14 protein-coding genes and 2 pseudogenes are annotated in these 15,226 nt (G+C 66.7%); 8 read left to right on the forward strand and 8 right to left on the reverse strand.

The genetic code is table 11. The annotated features are described in order from the left end of the window. Positions 1-72 precede the first annotated feature (72 nt). Together rpsT and mutM are read right to left on the reverse strand one after the other, a co-directional pair. A complete protein-coding gene (rpsT, locus tag J1N50_RS04630) occupies positions 73-336 on the reverse strand; it encodes a 30S ribosomal protein S20 (RefSeq protein ID WP_058456309.1) in 264 nt (87 codons plus the stop codon). Positions 337-514: 178 nt separating this feature from the next. Next, positions 515-1,327, reverse strand: coding sequence for a bifunctional DNA-formamidopyrimidine glycosylase/DNA-(apurinic or apyrimidinic site) lyase (gene mutM, locus J1N50_RS04635; protein WP_215350633.1), 813 nt, complete (start codon positions 1,325-1,327; stop codon positions 515-517). A 94-nt stretch (positions 1,328-1,421) separates the two neighbouring features. On the opposite strand from mutM, the gene J1N50_RS04640 reads away from it, so the two are divergent. From J1N50_RS04640 to J1N50_RS04675, 8 genes and pseudogenes are all read left to right on the forward strand, one after another. Continuing rightward, the gene (locus tag J1N50_RS04640) at positions 1,422-2,159 is read left to right on the forward strand and encodes a class I SAM-dependent methyltransferase (RefSeq protein ID WP_215350571.1); all 738 of its coding nucleotides are present in this window, start codon (positions 1,422-1,424) and stop codon (positions 2,157-2,159) included. Then, positions 2,156-3,700 carry a 2-polyprenylphenol 6-hydroxylase gene (gene ubiB, locus J1N50_RS04645; protein WP_215350572.1) on the forward strand — a complete coding sequence of 515 codons (1,545 nt, stop codon included), beginning with the start codon at positions 2,156-2,158 and terminating at the stop codon, positions 3,698-3,700. Before J1N50_RS04640 ends, ubiB begins: the two co-directional genes overlap by 4 nt. A gap of 44 nt (positions 3,701-3,744) precedes the next feature. Next, positions 3,745-3,990, forward strand: coding sequence for a type II toxin-antitoxin system CcdA family antitoxin (locus J1N50_RS04650; RefSeq protein WP_082657818.1), 246 nt, complete (start codon positions 3,745-3,747; stop codon positions 3,988-3,990). Then, positions 3,990-4,286 carry a CcdB family protein gene (locus J1N50_RS04655; protein ID WP_215350573.1) on the forward strand — a complete coding sequence of 99 codons (297 nt, stop codon included), beginning with the start codon at positions 3,990-3,992 and terminating at the stop codon, positions 4,284-4,286. Before J1N50_RS04650 ends, J1N50_RS04655 begins: the two co-directional genes overlap by 1 nt. 4 nt (positions 4,287-4,290) lie before the next feature. Further along, the gene (coaBC, locus tag J1N50_RS04660; protein ID WP_215350574.1) at positions 4,291-5,553 is read left to right on the forward strand and encodes a bifunctional phosphopantothenoylcysteine decarboxylase/phosphopantothenate--cysteine ligase CoaBC; all 1,263 of its coding nucleotides are present in this window, start codon (positions 4,291-4,293) and stop codon (positions 5,551-5,553) included. After that, a pseudogene (dut, locus tag J1N50_RS04665) lies at positions 5,516-5,977 on the forward strand (dUTP diphosphatase); the annotation flags it as partial. The gene coaBC and the pseudogene dut, both read left to right, overlap by 38 nt. Positions 5,978-6,079: 102 nt before the next feature. Continuing rightward, positions 6,080-6,829, forward strand: coding sequence for a HesA/MoeB/ThiF family protein (locus J1N50_RS04670; protein ID WP_215350576.1), 750 nt, complete (start codon positions 6,080-6,082; stop codon positions 6,827-6,829). Continuing rightward, positions 6,817-7,182 carry a DsrE family protein gene (locus J1N50_RS04675; RefSeq protein WP_215350634.1) on the forward strand — a complete coding sequence of 122 codons (366 nt, stop codon included), beginning with the start codon at positions 6,817-6,819 and terminating at the stop codon, positions 7,180-7,182. Before J1N50_RS04670 ends, J1N50_RS04675 begins: the two co-directional genes overlap by 13 nt. A gap of 10 nt (positions 7,183-7,192) precedes the next feature. On the opposite strand, the gene J1N50_RS04680 is transcribed toward J1N50_RS04675, so the two are convergent. The 6 genes and pseudogenes from J1N50_RS04680 to J1N50_RS04705 all read right to left on the reverse strand — a co-directional run. Further along, complete coding sequence (locus J1N50_RS04680; protein WP_215350577.1) at positions 7,193-7,909, reverse strand: class I SAM-dependent methyltransferase; 717 nt, start codon at positions 7,907-7,909, stop codon at positions 7,193-7,195. Continuing rightward, entirely contained in the window at positions 7,909-9,036 is a 1,128-nt protein-coding gene (gene prfB, locus J1N50_RS04685; protein WP_215350578.1) for a peptide chain release factor 2, read from the reverse strand. The genes J1N50_RS04680 and prfB overlap by 1 nt, the downstream gene beginning before the upstream one ends. A 208-nt stretch (positions 9,037-9,244) precedes the next feature. Continuing rightward, positions 9,245-11,761 (reverse strand): penicillin-binding protein 1A, encoded by a 2,517-nt coding sequence (locus J1N50_RS04690; protein ID WP_215350579.1) that lies wholly within the window; start codon positions 11,759-11,761, stop codon positions 9,245-9,247. A gap of 99 nt (positions 11,762-11,860) precedes the next feature. Then, the gene (locus tag J1N50_RS04695) at positions 11,861-13,006 is read right to left on the reverse strand and encodes a DSD1 family PLP-dependent enzyme (protein WP_215350580.1); all 1,146 of its coding nucleotides are present in this window, start codon (positions 13,004-13,006) and stop codon (positions 11,861-11,863) included. Then, positions 13,003-14,256, reverse strand: a complete 1,254-nt coding sequence (locus tag J1N50_RS04700; protein ID WP_215350581.1) for a D-arabinono-1,4-lactone oxidase — start codon at positions 14,254-14,256, stop codon at positions 13,003-13,005. The genes J1N50_RS04695 and J1N50_RS04700 overlap by 4 nt, the downstream gene beginning before the upstream one ends. Positions 14,257-14,311: 55 nt before the next feature. Next, positions 14,312-15,097 (reverse strand): annotated as a pseudogene (locus J1N50_RS04705) (N-acetylmuramoyl-L-alanine amidase family protein); the annotation flags it as partial. Between the last annotated feature and the right edge of the window lie 129 nt (positions 15,098-15,226).

The following is a 15,226-nucleotide window of genomic DNA, read 5'->3' on the forward strand; positions in this document are numbered from 1 at the left end:
GGACCCGCCGACTGGGTGTCGGCGGGTCCTTTTTGTTCCCTTTCGGGACAATGGGTTCAGTCGATCGCGTCGTCAGGCGATCGCGTTCACGCTCTTGGTCAGGCGCGCATATTTGCGGGCGACCGTGTTCTTGTGGAGCACGCCCTTGGCGACGCCGCGCGCCATTTCGGGCTGGGCCGCCTTCAGCGCGGTCGCCGCGGCGTCCTTGTCGCCCGAAGCGACGGCTGCCTCGACCTTCTTCACCAGCGTGCGAATGCGCGAAACGCGATTCTTGTTGATCGTGGCACGCGCCTGGTTGCGGCGGATGCGCTTCTTTGCCTGCGGCGTATTGGCCATAAATTCCTCTAGTCTTTCAAACGGTCTACATGGTCGGAGCACAGCCTCAGCGGAGCAGCCGAATCGCGCATATGCAGCGAATCAATGTCCGGATGCGGCCGGTTCCGGACGACCGGACCCTGCTCGAAGGGTGCGCCCATAGCCAGATTGCCCCCTCGGGTCAACCGCGAAACGCCGCCTAACGCTGGCATTTCGGGCAATGGAAGGTCGAGCGGCCGCTCTGGATGGTGCGTACGATCGTGCCGCCGCATTCGCAAGCCTCGTCCTCGCGGCCATAGACGCGCCAGTCCTTGGCGAAATAGCCCAGATCGCCCTCGGGGCTCAGGAAATCGCGCAAGGTCGATCCCCCCGCCGCAATCGCCGCCGTCAGCACCGCCTTGATGGCGTGGACCAGCGGGGCGAGCTTGGCCCTGGGCACGTCGGCCGCGGGTTTCAGCGGCGAAATCTTCGCCAGGTTCAGCGCCTCGCAGACATAGATGTTGCCAAGCCCGGCGACGATTGCCTGGTCGAGCAGCATCGCCTTGATCGGCGCCCGGCGTCCCGCCAGCGCGCGCGCCAGATAGGCGGCGTCGAAATCGTCCGCCAGCGGCTCGGGTCCCAACGTCACGAAGGCGGGAAACAGCGCGAGCGGGTCGCCGTTCACCAGGTCGACCGATCCGAACCGCCGCGGGTCGTGCAGGAACAGCCGGTGCCCCGCGCCGGTTTCGAGCAGCAGATGGTCGTGCTTGCCCGCTTCGCCGCCTTCGGTCCGCCAGCGCCCCGACATGCCGAGGTGGAAGATCATATGGTCGTCGCGGTCGGTCGACACGATGCCATATTTGGCGCGGCGCGACAGGCTGGTGACCGTCGCGCCGGTCAACCGCTGCGCAAGGTCGGCTGGAAAGGGACGGCGAAGGTCGGGACGGAAGGTCGTGACGGCGACCAGCCTTTGTCCTTCGAGGAAGGGCGTCAGGCCGCGAACGGTGGTTTCGACTTCGGGAAGCTCCGGCATATCGACGAACCGGCTACGCGCCATTTGCTTGCGCTTCAACCCTTGGCTAAAGGCCGGTCAGACTTTGTTTCTCCCCGCATGAAAGCGCAATCGCATGGCCACTCCCGACACCGTCAGCTTCGGCTATGAGCAAGTCCCCGCGGGCGAGAAGACCGCGATGGTCGGCGAAGTGTTCAGCCGCGTCGCGCGCAAGTACGACATCATGAACGATGCGATGTCGGGCGGTATGCATCGCCTGTGGAAGGATCGCTTCGTGCGCCGCGTCAAACCGCGCGAGGGCGAGACGATCCTCGACATGGCGGGCGGCACCGGCGACATTGCCTTCCGCATGGAGCGGTCGGGCGCCAGCATCACCGTCGCCGACATCAACCCGGACATGCTCGGCGTCGGCATGGAGCGCGCGGCCGGGCGCGGCATCGACACGCTCGTCTGGTCCGAACAGAATGCCGAGAAACTTTCCTTCCCCGACCAGTTTTTCGATGCCTATACGATCGCCTTCGGCATCCGCAACGTCACCGATATTCCTGCCGCGCTGAAGGAAGCGCACCGCGTGCTGCGCTATGGCGGCCGCTTCTTCTGCCTCGAATTCTCGACCAACGAATGGCCGGGCTTCGCGCAAGTCTATGACGCTTACTCGCACCACCTCGTCCCCAAGCTCGGCAAGCTGATTGCCGACGACGAGGACAGCTACCGCTATCTGATCGAATCGATCCGCCGCTTCCCGCCGATGCCCGAATTCGCGCGGATGATCCGCGAGGCGGGCTTCACCGCGGTGAAGGTCGAGCCGATCCTGGGTGGTCTCGTCGCGATCCACAGCGGGTGGAAGGCTTGACTAGACCCGTCACCCATATCGCCCGCCTGCTGAAGTGGGGCCGCATCCTTGCGCGCCACGGCGCGCTGCGCGGCATCGAGAGCGCGCCGCAGACCCCGCCGGGGGTCAAGCGCTTGTGCCGCATTGCGCGCTTCGGGACGATTCAGCCCGCGGTGCCCGACTATGCCGCGGCCTTTCAGGCGATCGGCCCCGCCGCGGTCAAGCTTGGCCAGACGCTCGCGACGCGTCCCGATCTCGTCGGCGAAGAGGCTGCCCGTAACCTGCTCACATTGCAGGACGCGCTCGCGCCCGTGGCCTTCGACCGCATCCGGCAGGAAATCGAAGCGACGTTCGAAGCTCCGCTCGAAAGCCTCTATAGCGAATTCGATCCCGACCCCGTCGGCTCGGCCTCGATCGCCCAGGTTCACCGCGCGGTGACGACCGACGGCCGCAGGGTCGCGGTCAAGGTCCGCCGCCCCGGCATCGACAAGCAGTTCGCGCGCGACATCGAAACCTATGAATGGGCCGCGGCGCATCTCGAGGCGCTCGGCGGCGAGGCGAGCCGTCTCCGCCCGCGGCAGGTCATCGCCAACTTCCGCCGCTGGACGCTGCGCGAACTCGACCTGCGCCGCGAGGCGGCGTCGGCGTCCGAACTCGCCGACGCGATGGCGGCCGTGCCGACCTACGAGGTGCCGGCGATCGATTGGGACCGCACCGCCAATCGGGTGATGACGCTCGACTGGATCGACGGCATCAAGATTTCGCACCGCGATGCGCTGATCGCGGCGGGGCACGACATGGAGACGCTGTCGGCGAACCTCGTCAACGCCTTCCTGCGGCAGGCGATCGCCGAGGGCTTCTTCCACGCCGACATGCATCAGGGCAATTTGTTCGTGAAAGCCGACGGCACGATCGCCGCGGTCGATTTCGGGATCATGGGGCGGATCAACCGGCAGGCGCGCTACTGGCTCGCCGAAATCCTCTATGGCCTGACGACGGGCAATTACCGCCGTGTCGCCGAGATTCACTTCGAGGCGCAATATGTGCCCGACTATCATAGCGTCGAGGAGTTCGCGACGGCGCTGCGCGCGGTCGGCGAGCCGATGCGTGGCAAGCCGGTAAGCGAGCTCAGCGTCGGGCAGATGCTCGACGGCCTGTTCGCCATCACCCGCGATTTCGACATGCAGACGCAGCCGCACCTCCTCCTTCTTCAGAAGACGATGGTGATGGTCGAGGGCGTCGCGACGATGCTCAATCCGAAAATCAACATGTGGGACGTTTCCGGCCCCTTCGTGAGCGAATGGATCCGCGACGAACTCGGCCCCGAGGCCGCGCTCGCCGACGGCCTGCGCGAACAGGGCAGGACGCTGGCGCTGATCCCCGACATCATTCGCCGCCTCGATCAGCAATTACCCAAAAAAGGCGCCGCGCCGCCCGCACCGCCGCTGCCCGACATTCCCCTGATGTGGGAAAAGCGCGCGACGCGGCGCTGGTGGCGGTATGCGCTGACCGCGCTGGCGGGCGCGGCCGCCGGGGCGGCGGCTCTGAACTGGATGGGTTGAACGGGTGGCGATCTGCGCATAGATTATGCGCAAGGAGAATGGTGATGAACCGTCCTGCGCGATTCGAAGGGCCCAAAAAGGCGACCAATGTTTCATTGAATGCCGAGCTCGTCGAAGAGGCGAAAAAGCTGGGCATCAACGTCAGCGATGCCTGCCAGTCCGGCCTTGCCGCCGAGGTCAAGAAGGCGCGCGACGCCGCGTGGAAAGAGGAAAATCGCGCGGCCATCGAGAGCTGGAACGAATATATCCGCAAAAACGGCATGCCTTATGACAAATACCGGCAGTTTTGATGGCGCGGTACGACGTTTATCCGGGCTCGCGCGGATTGGGCTATCTGCTCGATTGTCAGAGCGAATTGCTTGGCGATCTCGTGACGCGTGTCGTGGTGCCGCTCATGCCGGCGAAGGGTTTTGAACCGGTTCCCCGGCTCAACCCGGCCTTTGCCATCAATGGCGAGGAACTGATAATGGCCACCCAATTGATCTTCGCGATCCCGCGAGACCGTCTGCAACCTCCGATCGCCAATCTGGAGAGCGAGCATTTCACGATTGTCGGGGCGCTCGACGTCCTGCTGACGGGATACTGAAACGATGCCCAATCCCCGCATCCTGCTCATCATCGGCGGCGGCATTGCCGCGTACAAGAGCATCGAACTGGTGCGGCTGCTCCGCAAGTCGGGCTATGTCGTGCGCTGCGTGCTCACCCGCGCCGGCGAGCAGTTCGTGACCCCGCTGACGCTCGCCGCGCTCAGCGAGAATAAAGTATATACAAATCTTTTCGACCTGAAAGACGAGGTCGAAATGGGGCATATCCAACTGAGCCGGGAGGCCGACCTGGTCGTCGTCGCGCCGGCGACCGCGGACCTGCTTGCAAAGATGGCGGCGGGCATCGCCGACGATATGGCAACGACGCTTTTGCTCGCGACCGACAAGCCAGTGCTCGCCGCGCCCGCCATGAACGTCCGCATGTGGCTGCACCCCGCCACGCGCCGCAACGTCGCGACGCTGCGCGGCGACGGTGTCACCGTGATGGAGCCCGACGAGGGCGAAATGGCGTGCGGCGAATATGGCCCGGGCCGCTTGCCCGAACCCGAAGCGATCAAGGCGGCGATCGACCGGACGCTCGACAACGCGCCCGCCCCGATCCCGCTCGCCGGCCAGCCCGATTTCGCGCCCGCGAGCCATCGCCCGCTGTTCGGCCGCCGCATCCTGATAACCGCCGGCCCGACGCACGAGCCGATCGACCCGGTGCGCTACATCGCCAACCGCTCGAGCGGGAAGCAGGGCTTTGCGATCGCCGCCGCCGCCGCCGAGGCGGGCGCCGAGGTGCTGCTGATCGCAGGGCCGGTGCCGCTGCCGACGCCGCCCGGCGTGATCCGCGTCGATGTCGAGACCGCGCGCGAGATGGCGGCCGAGGTCGAAGCAGGCCTGCCGGTCGACGCCGCAATCATGGTCGCCGCGGTCGCCGACTGGCGCGCCGCCGACACCGCGGCGCAGAAGATCAAAAAAGACGGCAGCGGCGCCGTCCCGCCGCTGGCGCTCGCCGAAAATCCCGATATCCTCGCCAGTGTCGCGAAAAGCCCGCAGCGCCCGCCGCTGCTGATCGGCTTCGCCGCCGAGACCAACGATGTGATCGGGCATGCCGAAGCGAAGCTTTCGCGCAAGGGCTGCGACTGGATCGTCGCCAACGACGTCTCCGTCGACCCGATGGGGGGCGAGACGAACCGGGTACATATCGTTAGCAAAGCGGGGGTAGATAGTTGGGACCGGCTGCCCAAAAACGCGGTCGCCCGCAAATTGATGGAAAAGATCGCCGATGAGCTCACAGTCCGTGCACCCGCTAATTCCGATTGAGATCGCCATCCAGCGCCTGCCGAACGGCGGCGGCCTGCCGCTTCCGGCTTATGCGTCGGGCGGCGCAGCGGGGATGGACGTCGTCGCCGCCGAAACGCTGACCCTGCGGCCGGGCACGCGCCACGCGGTCGCGACCGGCTTCGCGATGGCGATCCCGCCCGGCTATGAGGTGCAGGTTCGCCCGCGCTCGGGTCTGGCGCTCAAACATGGCATCACCTGTCTCAACACGCCGGGCACGATCGACAGCGACTATCGCGGCGAAGTGAAGGTGATCCTTGCCAACCTGTCGGAGGATAATTTCGAGATCACGCGCGGCGACCGCATCGCGCAGCTCGTCCCGGCGCCCGTCCAGCGCGCCGTCTTTGCCGAGGTCGAGACGCTCGACGAAACCGCCCGCGGGGCGGGCGGCTTCGGGTCGACCGGCGTCGCGAGCGGCACCGGTGACGACGCGATCGAAGATGACAATATCCCCGAAAATGTGGGCTCGCTGTCGGCGATGAAACTCCGCCAGCCGGGCGAATAGGCGTTGCTGTCGGACGCCGAACTCGACCGCTATGCACGCCAGATCATCCTGCCCGCCTTTGGCGGCGCGGGGCAGGCGAAGCTGAAGACCGCGCATGTCGCGGTCATCGGCGCGGGCGGCATCGGCTGTCCGGCGATCACCTATCTCGCGGCCGCGGGGGTCGGCAGGCTCACGATCATCGACCATGATCAGGTCGAAATCAGCAATCTTCAGCGCCAGCCGCTTTTTACCGACGCCGATATCGGGTCGCTGAAGGTGGAGGTCGCGGCCGATGCCGCACGGCGGATCAATCCGCATGTCGAGGCGTTCGCCATCACGCGGCGCCTTGATGCGGACAATGCCGAAGCGCTGCTCGCGGGCGCGACGCTGATCCTCGACGGCTGCGACAATTTCGAAACGCGGCTGACCGTCAACCGCACGGCCGTCGCGCTGCGCATTCCGCTGCTTTCTGCCGCGATCGGCGCGTTCGAAGGGCAAGTCGCGCTCTACCAGGGCTGGCGCGCCGACAGCCCTTGCTATGCCTGCCTCGTCGGCGACGACCCCGACCGGCCCGGAATCAACTGTGCCGAGCAGGGGGTGATGGGTGCGCTTGCGGGGATGATCGGGACGATGGCGGCGCTTGAGGCGGTGCGCGCGCTCACCGGATGGGGGCAATCCCTGACCGGCAAGCTCGCGATCATCGACATGCTCGACCGACGCTGGCGCGAAGTCGCGGTGTCCCGGGATCCCGAGTGTCCGATATGCCGGGGCTGAGCATCATTGTCGCCTCGGCCGATGGCCAGCGCTTCTATGCCGCGCTCGAACTCGCGGCGGCGGCGGCGGCGCTCGGCCGATCGGCGCGCATCTTCCTGCAGGGCGAGGCGGCGGCACTGCTCCGAACGCCCGTCGCGTTCGACGGCGACCCGGCGCGGCGCGCGGCGGGGCAGCCCGATCTCGTCTCGCTGATCGCCGAGGCGATGGCGATGGACGTGCGGCTGATCGTCTGTCAGTCGGGCATGGCGCTGGTGCGGATGACGGCAAGCGACTTGGTGCCGCAGGTCCGTGTGGGCGGCCTCGTCAGTTTTCTGGCCGAGGCCGGGCCGAACGACCAACTGCTGACCTATTAGCGTCCCGACCTTAAGGGTTTTTGCAGACCGTGATCGCGTCGGGCGCGGGGCGCTTGCCCTCGGGGACGAAGCGCGCGAGATAGCCGCCGGCGTGCGCCTTGTCGTCGTACGACACCAGCTTGTAGCCCACCGCCTCGAACTCGCAGACGAGCAGGCGGAAGGGGGTGCCGTGCTGCGCGATCGGACGATCGCCGTCGACGACGATCACCTGCCCGCCCGCGCGCAGCGCCGGGCGCAATCGCCAGAGGAAGGCATAGGGCTCGCCAATCTCGTGATACATATGGACCATGAACACGCGGTCGAAGCTGTTGGCGGGCAGTCGGGGGTCGTCCACCGCGCCGAGCTTGAGCGAGACATTGTCGAGCCGCTCGCGCGCGACGCGGTCGGCGAGGCGCTCGATCACGTCGGGCTGGATGTCCTGCGCGAGCACGCGGCCCGTCGCGCCGACCCGCGGGGCGAGGCGCACGGTGTAATAGCCGTCGCCCGCGCCGATGTCGGCGACGGTCATGCCCGGGCGGACGTCGGCCGAATCCATTACATCGTCGGCCTCGTTGACGCGGTCGCGCGCTTCCTCGGTCGACCATTTGGTCGAGGTGATCGGCGCAACCGGACGATCGGCGGGCGGGAATTCGCGCGCGCTTTCGATACGGTCGCTGCCCTCGCTCCACGGGCCGTCGCAGCCGCCGAGCAGCAGCACAGCCAGCGCGGCGAGGGCGGTGCGCTTCATCAGTCGATATCCTCGACCTCGACCTTTTCGCCGGTCACTTTCTGCGACAGCGCCGCCGCCATGAACGGATCGAGCGCGCCGTCGAGGACGTCGCCCGGCGCGGTCGAGGTCACGCCGGTGCGCAGGTCCTTCACCAGCTGGTAGGGCTGAAGGACATAGGAGCGGATCTGGTGGCCCCAGCCGATCTCGGTCTTCGCCTGATATTCGCCCGATGCCTCGGCCTCGCGCTTCTGCAGCTCGGCTTCATAGAGGCGCGCCTTCAGCATCCCCATCGCAGTCGCGCGGTTCTTGTGCTGCGAACGGTCGATCTGCGACGCGACGACGATGCCGGTCGGCATGTGGGTGATGCGCACCGCCGAATCGGTCGTGTTGACGTGCTGGCCGCCCGCGCCCGAGGCGCGATAGGTATCGATCTTGAGGTCGCTTTCCTTGATCTCGATCTCGATATTGTCGTCGATCACCGGATAGACCCACACCGACGAGAAACTGGTGTGGCGCCGCGCCGAGCTGTCGTAGGGCGAGATGCGGACGAGGCGGTGGACCCCGCTTTCGGTCTTGGCATAGCCATAGGCATTCTCGCCCTTGACCAGCATCGTCGCCGATTTGATCCCCGCTTGCTCGCCCGCCTGATATTCGATCAACTCGACCTTCATGCCGCGCTTCTCGGCCCAGCGGCTGTACATGCGCTGGAGCATTTCGGCCCAGTCCTGGCTCTCGGTGCCGCCGGCGCCGGCGTGGACCTCGATATAGCAGTCGTAACTGTCGGCCTCGCCCGCGAGCAACGCCTTGATCTTGTCGTCTTCGGCGCGCGCGGCGAGCGTCGCCAGCGAGGCGACGGCATCGTCGACCAGCGCTTCGTCGCCCTCCATCTCGGCGAGCTCGATCAGCTCGACGGTGTCGCCCATCTCTTTCTCGATCGCGCGCGTCGCGGTGATTGCCTCGTCGAGGCGGCGGCGTTCGCGCATGACGTCCTGTGCCGCCTTGGGATTGTCCCACAGCGTCGGGTCCTCGACCTTCGCGTTGAGTTCGTCGAGGCGGCGCACCGCGCGGTCCCAGTCGAGGAAGCGGCGCAGCAACGCGAGGGCGGCATTGATGGTATCGACATGATCCTGCGCTTCGGCGCGCATGGTATTGCTCCTGAAACTAATGGCGTCCGGCCATAGATGGGCGGGCTCCAACTCTCAAGGCCACACCCGCGGCATGTGACGCGCCATGCTCAAAGTCCAGTTCGTGTGTCCCCGCGAAGGCGGGGACCCATCTCCCGCCGGTCCCATATCGAGCCGACCGGTGATGGGCGCCCGCCTTCTCGGGCGCACACAGCCTATGTATCTCGCGTCAGATAATCCCGCCGCGGTCGTCGAGGAAGTCGGTGTCGGTGCGGCCCGACGATCCCTTCTGCGCCGGGCCGTTCGACCGTTTCTGCGTCTTGATCGGTTTGATCTCGTCCTCGCGGATCGTGCGGCGCGGTTCGCTTTCGGGCTTGAAGGCCTCCCAGATGATCGCCGCCTTGGGGTCGGTGCCCGGCCAGCTGCCATAGACTCGGCGGCCCGACTGGCGGTCGATGCGGACCATGCGGATGCCCTTCGGTGCGGTAAATGGCACCGGCGGCGCATCCATCAGCGCCCCCTGGAAGAATTCCTTGAAGATCGGCGCCGCCAGGCTGCCGCCCTGCGCATAGCCGCCCATGTTCCGCGGCTGGTCGAAGCCGATATAGACGCCCGCGATCACGTCGGGCGACCCGCCGACGAACCAGACGTCCTTCGGCCCCGAGGTCGTCCCCGTCTTGCCGAACAGCGGGACGCCGAGGTCGCGGAGGCGCACCGCGGTGCCGCGCTGGACGACGCCCTCGAGCATGTGGACGACCTGATAGGCCGTCAGCGGGTCCATCAGCTGCTTGCCGGTCTTGGCGAAGCGCGGCATCGGCTTGCCGTCCCAGTCCTTCATGTTGCAGCCCTGGCACGGCCGCCAGTTCTTCGGGAAGATGACCTTGCCGCGGCGATCCTGCGCATAGTCGATCAGGCGAGGCTTGAGTTCGCGGCCATGGTTCGCGAGCATCGCATAGGCATTGGTGATTTTCTCGACCGTCGTCGACCCGGCGCCGAGCGCAGTCGACAGATAGGGCTCGTGCTTGCCGATGCCCATCGTCTGGATCGTCTCGACGATCGGCTCCATGCCGATCTGGCTCGCGGTCCGCACCGTCATCAGATTGCGCGACTGTTCGAGGCCCCAGCGCATCGTATGCTCGCCCGATCCCGCGCTGCCGCCGAAGTTGCGAAAGCATTTGTTGCCGAAACGCGCGCCCTGATAGACGCAGAAAGGCCCGTCGACGATCATCGTTGCGGGCGTCATCCCGTTGTCGAGCGCGGCGGCATAGACGAAGGGCTTGATCGTCGAACCCGGCTGGCGCTCGGCCTGCGTCGCGCGGTTGAAGGGGGACAGGCGGACGTCGAAGCCGCCCTGCATCGCATAGATGCGCCCCGAATGCGGACTTTCGACGACCATCCCGCCCGACACTTCGGGGATGTTCCTGAGCTGATAGACGCCGGGCGCGGTCGCCCTGACCGCGATCAGGTCGCCGGGGCGCAGCGCCGAGAAGGCCGGGCCGCCGCTCTTGCGATAGCCGAGCTGCGCCGCGCTCGCGGGCAGGCTGCCCGTGTCGCCATTGGCGAAGCCGATCCGCGCGGCGCTTGCCGATTTCGACAGCACCGCCGCGATCCGCCACTGGTCGTAATCAATGCCGATGAAGCTCGACGCGAGGCGGCTCTGCCACTGGTCGTCGGCTTCGATCGTTGCGATCGGCCCCGACCAGCCCTTGCCTGCGTCGTAGCGGATGAGGCCGCGGCGCAGCGCATTGGTCGTCGCCTGCTGCATCTTGCCGTCGTAGGCGGTGCGCACCCACAGGCCGCCGCCATAGACCGACAGCGGGCCGTCCTCGGGCGTTTCGCCGAACTGGTCGATCAGCTGGCGCCGCACTTCTTCCATATAGTAGCCGCCGACCTGCGCGATCGCGGTGTTGCCGCTGTTGGTGAGGCCGAGCGGCTGCGCCTGCGCGGCGTCGCGCTGCGCCGCCGTGATCCAGCCGTTGCGGTACATTTCGGACAGCACGAAGTTGCGCCGCGCCATCGCCTTGCCGGCGTTGCGCGCGCGGCCATAGGTTTCAGGTGCCTTCGGCAGGATCGCGAGAAACGCCATTTCATGGAGCGCGAGCTGGTCGACATCCTTGTCGAAATAGGCGCGCGCCGCCGCCTGCACGCCGAAACTGCGGCGGCCGAGCGGGATCTCGTTCAGATAGAGTTCGAGAATCTGCTCCTTGGTCAGCGCCGCCTCGATGCGCTTGGCGAGGATCGCTTCGCGAATCTTGCGCGTGTAGCTGACCTCGTTGGTCAGCAGCAGGTTTTTTGCGACCTGCTGCGTGATCGTCGAGGCGCCGACGGGGCGGCCGCTGTTGGTGAGGTTGGTGATGATCGCGGTGACGATGCCCGGATAGTCGATCCCGCCATGTTCGAAGAAGGTGCGATCCTCGGCCGCGAGATAGGCGCGGACGAGCAGTTGCGGATATTCCGCATATTCCAGCTGGACGCGCCGCTCGCGCGCATAGCTGTGCACCGGCTTGCCCTCGGCGTCGCGGACCATCGTCGGCAGCGGCGGCTGATAATCGCGCAGCTGGTCGACCGACGGCAGGTTGCGCGCGAAAGCCACCCAGATCAGCGCCATGGCCAGCAGCCCCGCGCCCGCCAGATAGCCGAGGATGCGGAACCAGCGCCGCGTCCACATCTCGCGGAACCAGGCGATGACGGCATTGCTGTCGCGGCGCAGGCGCAGGCGGAAATGGGACGCGGTCTCGGAAGTCATATGCGAAGAGCCTCTAAAGCCTGCGCGAACGAAAGGGAAGCTGCGTTGCGGCGGTTCGGATGCAGGAGGCCGGCGCAGATTCCTACGCTGGTCGGAAAATCAACGCGCCCTGCCGCGAGCGCTCACGGGCCAGATGGCAACCAGCGTGTCGCCCTCGACGACATGATAATGATCGTAGAGGTTCACGGTCGGGTCGCAGTGCGGAACCGTCAGCGTCACCGGGTCGCCGGGTGCGAGCTGCTCGCCAAGGCCTGGCGCGATCAGCGCCGCATGTTCGTCGCCCATGAAGGCGAAAAAGGCGGTTTCGGGTGCGCCGCGCCGCACCACCGCGACGCCGCCGTCGGTCGACAGCGACTTGAATCCGGCATCGATCGTGACGAGCCCCGAATGATTGGCGCTGACCACGCGCGCATCGACGCCGAGCGCGGTTTCGAACGGGACATGGCCATCGCCGGTCAGGTCGCAGTCGAGATATTGCTTGTCCATGAAGATATAGGATCCGGCCTGCAACTCGGTGAAGACGCCGAGGTCGAGATCGATCCGATGCGTTCCGGTGCCCGATCCGGTGACGATCTCGGGTTTGAATCCGGCGTCGGTCAGCGCCGCCACCACCGACGTCAGATAGCCGGTGCGCTCGGCGATCGCGGCGCGGCGTTCGGCATAGTCCTCGATATGCTGCTGCGAGCCGCAATAGAATTGGACGCCGCGCCAGTTGAGGTTCGGCAGCTCCGCAACCGCCTTCGCCAGCGCGACCGCCGCCTCCGCCGAGGCCACGCCGGTGCGCGCGATGCCGGGATCGATGTCGATGATGACGTCGAGCGTCGCGCCAGCTTCCGCAAGCGCCGCGTCGATACGCCGGGCCACCGCGGGGTGATCGACGACCGCCATCACTGTCCCGTCACGCGCCGCGAGCGCGGCAAGCCGCTCGATCGCGCGCGGCGCCGCAACGGGCGAGGTGATCAGGATGCCGCTGATCCCGCCATCGGCCAGCGCTTCGGCCTCGCCGATCTTGGCGCAGCACACGCCGAGCGCGCCCGCGCCGATCTGCCGCTGCGCGATGTCGATGCTCTTGTGCGTCTTCGCGTGCGGACGGAGCCCCACGCCATGCCGCGCCGCCAGTTCGGCCATCGCGGCGATATTGCGGTCGAGCGCTTGCCGATCGAGCACCAGCACGGGCGTGTTGAGATCGGTGCGCGATCCCTGCCGACCGATCAGATGCGCGTGCAGGGTCAAATCGTCGCTCATGAAAACAGGCTCTCCAGATGCGCGTTGAGAAATTTGCCGTGCGGGTCGGCGGCGCGGCGTGCGGTGCGATAGTGTTCGGCCATCGGGTAAAGCGCATCGACGTCATCGCGCGTCAGCGTGTGACGCTTCGCCCAGTGCGGCCGGCCGCCGAAGCTCCGGAATATCGCCTCGGCGCCCGCAAAATGGCTTTGCCACGGCATCCTGGCATATTGGTGCATCGATATCGCGGCGACCGGTCCCGCGTTCATCGGGCTCATCCAGATATCGTCGGCCGCGACGGTGCGAAATTCGAAGGGAAAGGTGACCGGAAGCCGATTTTTCCGGATCCACCCGACGACGTCATCCAGCGCCGCCAGACCCGCTGCGCGCGGCACTTCATATTCCATCTCCTCGAAGCGGATCGTCCGGTCGGACGGGAAGATCGCGTGGGCGGGGCCGCGGCGACGGCCGTCGAACCGCGTCCGCATCATCGCGCGCTGCAGGAAGGGGGTGAGGAAGGGCAGTTTTGCAGCGACATCGAGCACGCGGCGAAAGGCGCTTTCCTCCATGTCGGTCGTCGATGGCGGCGGATCGCAGGGATCGCACGGCGTGAGCGTCTTCAGGATCACGTCGTCGGCGTGCGGGAACAGCCAGAATTCGATGTGGCGGTGCTGCGAGGCAAGCTCGTCATAGCTTTCGCGCACCTCGCTCCAGCGCCTTTTCTCGATCCGCTCTTCGAGATGATAGGCGGGAACGACGGCGACCTCGATTTCAGTTGCGATCCCGAACATCCCGAGCGACAGCCGCTGCGCCTGATAGAGGTCGGATTCGGTCGCGGCATCGCACCAGCGCGCGGTGCCGTCGGCGCCGACCAGACGAAAACCGCGCGCCATCGTCGCCAGCGAACCGAGGTCGACGCCGGTGCCGTGTGTGCCGGTTGCCATCGCGCCTGCAAGCGACTGCGGATTGACGTCGCCCTGATTGGCGAGCGACAGCCCCTCCTCCCAGAGCGCTGCCGTCAACTTCCTGATGCTCCAGCCCGCCGGAATGTGCGCGGTGGTCCGGTCGGCCGCGATCCGCATCTCTCCCGCCAGCCGGTCGAGGCCGAGGATCAGCTCGTCGGACTGGCAGAGCGGCATGAAACTGTGCCCGGCGCCGGTCGCCCGGACCTTGCGCGCGCCGCGGATGAGCGCGGCCAGTTCGTCTTCGCTTTGCGGCCTTGCGACCTCGGCCCGCGCGGTCACGCTGCCCGACCAGTTGCTCCACCCCATCGATCTCTCCCGTCGCCGGCAAGCTGTCGGCGCGCCGGGCGATGGTCAAGGCGTTTCAGCGCGCGGCGGCGATCTTCCGTGCGAAATGAATCTGCACCGCGTCGCGCACTCCGCGCGCGACCTTTTTCTGCCCGCTCTTTGACGTCAGAAAGTCGGAATCGCCCCTGTTCGAGATGAAGCCCGTCTCGAACAGCACCGACGGCGTATCGGGCGCCTTGAGCACGACGAACGACGCGAACCGGTGCGCGGTCGTCCGGAAGGTCATCTCGTCCGATGCCTCGCGCTGCAGCAGCTTCGCGAAATCCGACGCGACATTCATCGTCTCGCGTTGCGTCAGGTCGAGCAGGATAGACGATACGTCGCTGCTGTGTGCGCCAAGGTCGACGCCGTTGATGATGTTCGCCTTGTTCTCGCGCGCCGCAAGCCGTGCCGCCTCGCGGTCGGAGGCGACTTCGGAGAGGGTATAGACCGAGGCGCCGTTCGCCTGGCTGTTCTCCGCGGCATCGGCGTGGATCGACAGGAACAGGTCGGCCTTGAGCCGCCGCGCGATGCCGTAGCGTTCTTCGAGCACGAGATAGCGGTCGTCCGAGCGGGTGAGCGCGACGCGGACGCGGCCGCCGGCGACCAGGTCGTCGCGGATCGCGCGCGCGAGTTCCAGCGTCAGGTCCTTTTCGCGCTTGCCGCTGTAGGGCGACGTCGCGCCGGGGTCGTGTCCGCCGTGCCCGGCGTCGATCACGACAAGCGGCAGGCGCGGATTGTCGGGGCCTTCGATCCGCGGCAGCGGTACCGCGGGCTTCGGCCTGCCGATCGGAACGGTGACGCTGTAGCGCTTTTTCGGGCGATCGGCCCGCAAGAAACCGGCGTGCCGCGTCGCTTCGCTCCGGCGAGGATGCAGAGCGGCCTCGACCGGAAGCGCCGGTGCGCTCGCCGCGAGGAGAAGGGGCAGGATCATCGTCATTCCATGGCGCCG

The organism is Sphingopyxis soli (genome assembly GCF_018682675.1).
Lineage (GTDB): Bacteria > Pseudomonadota > Alphaproteobacteria > Sphingomonadales > Sphingomonadaceae > Sphingopyxis > Sphingopyxis soli.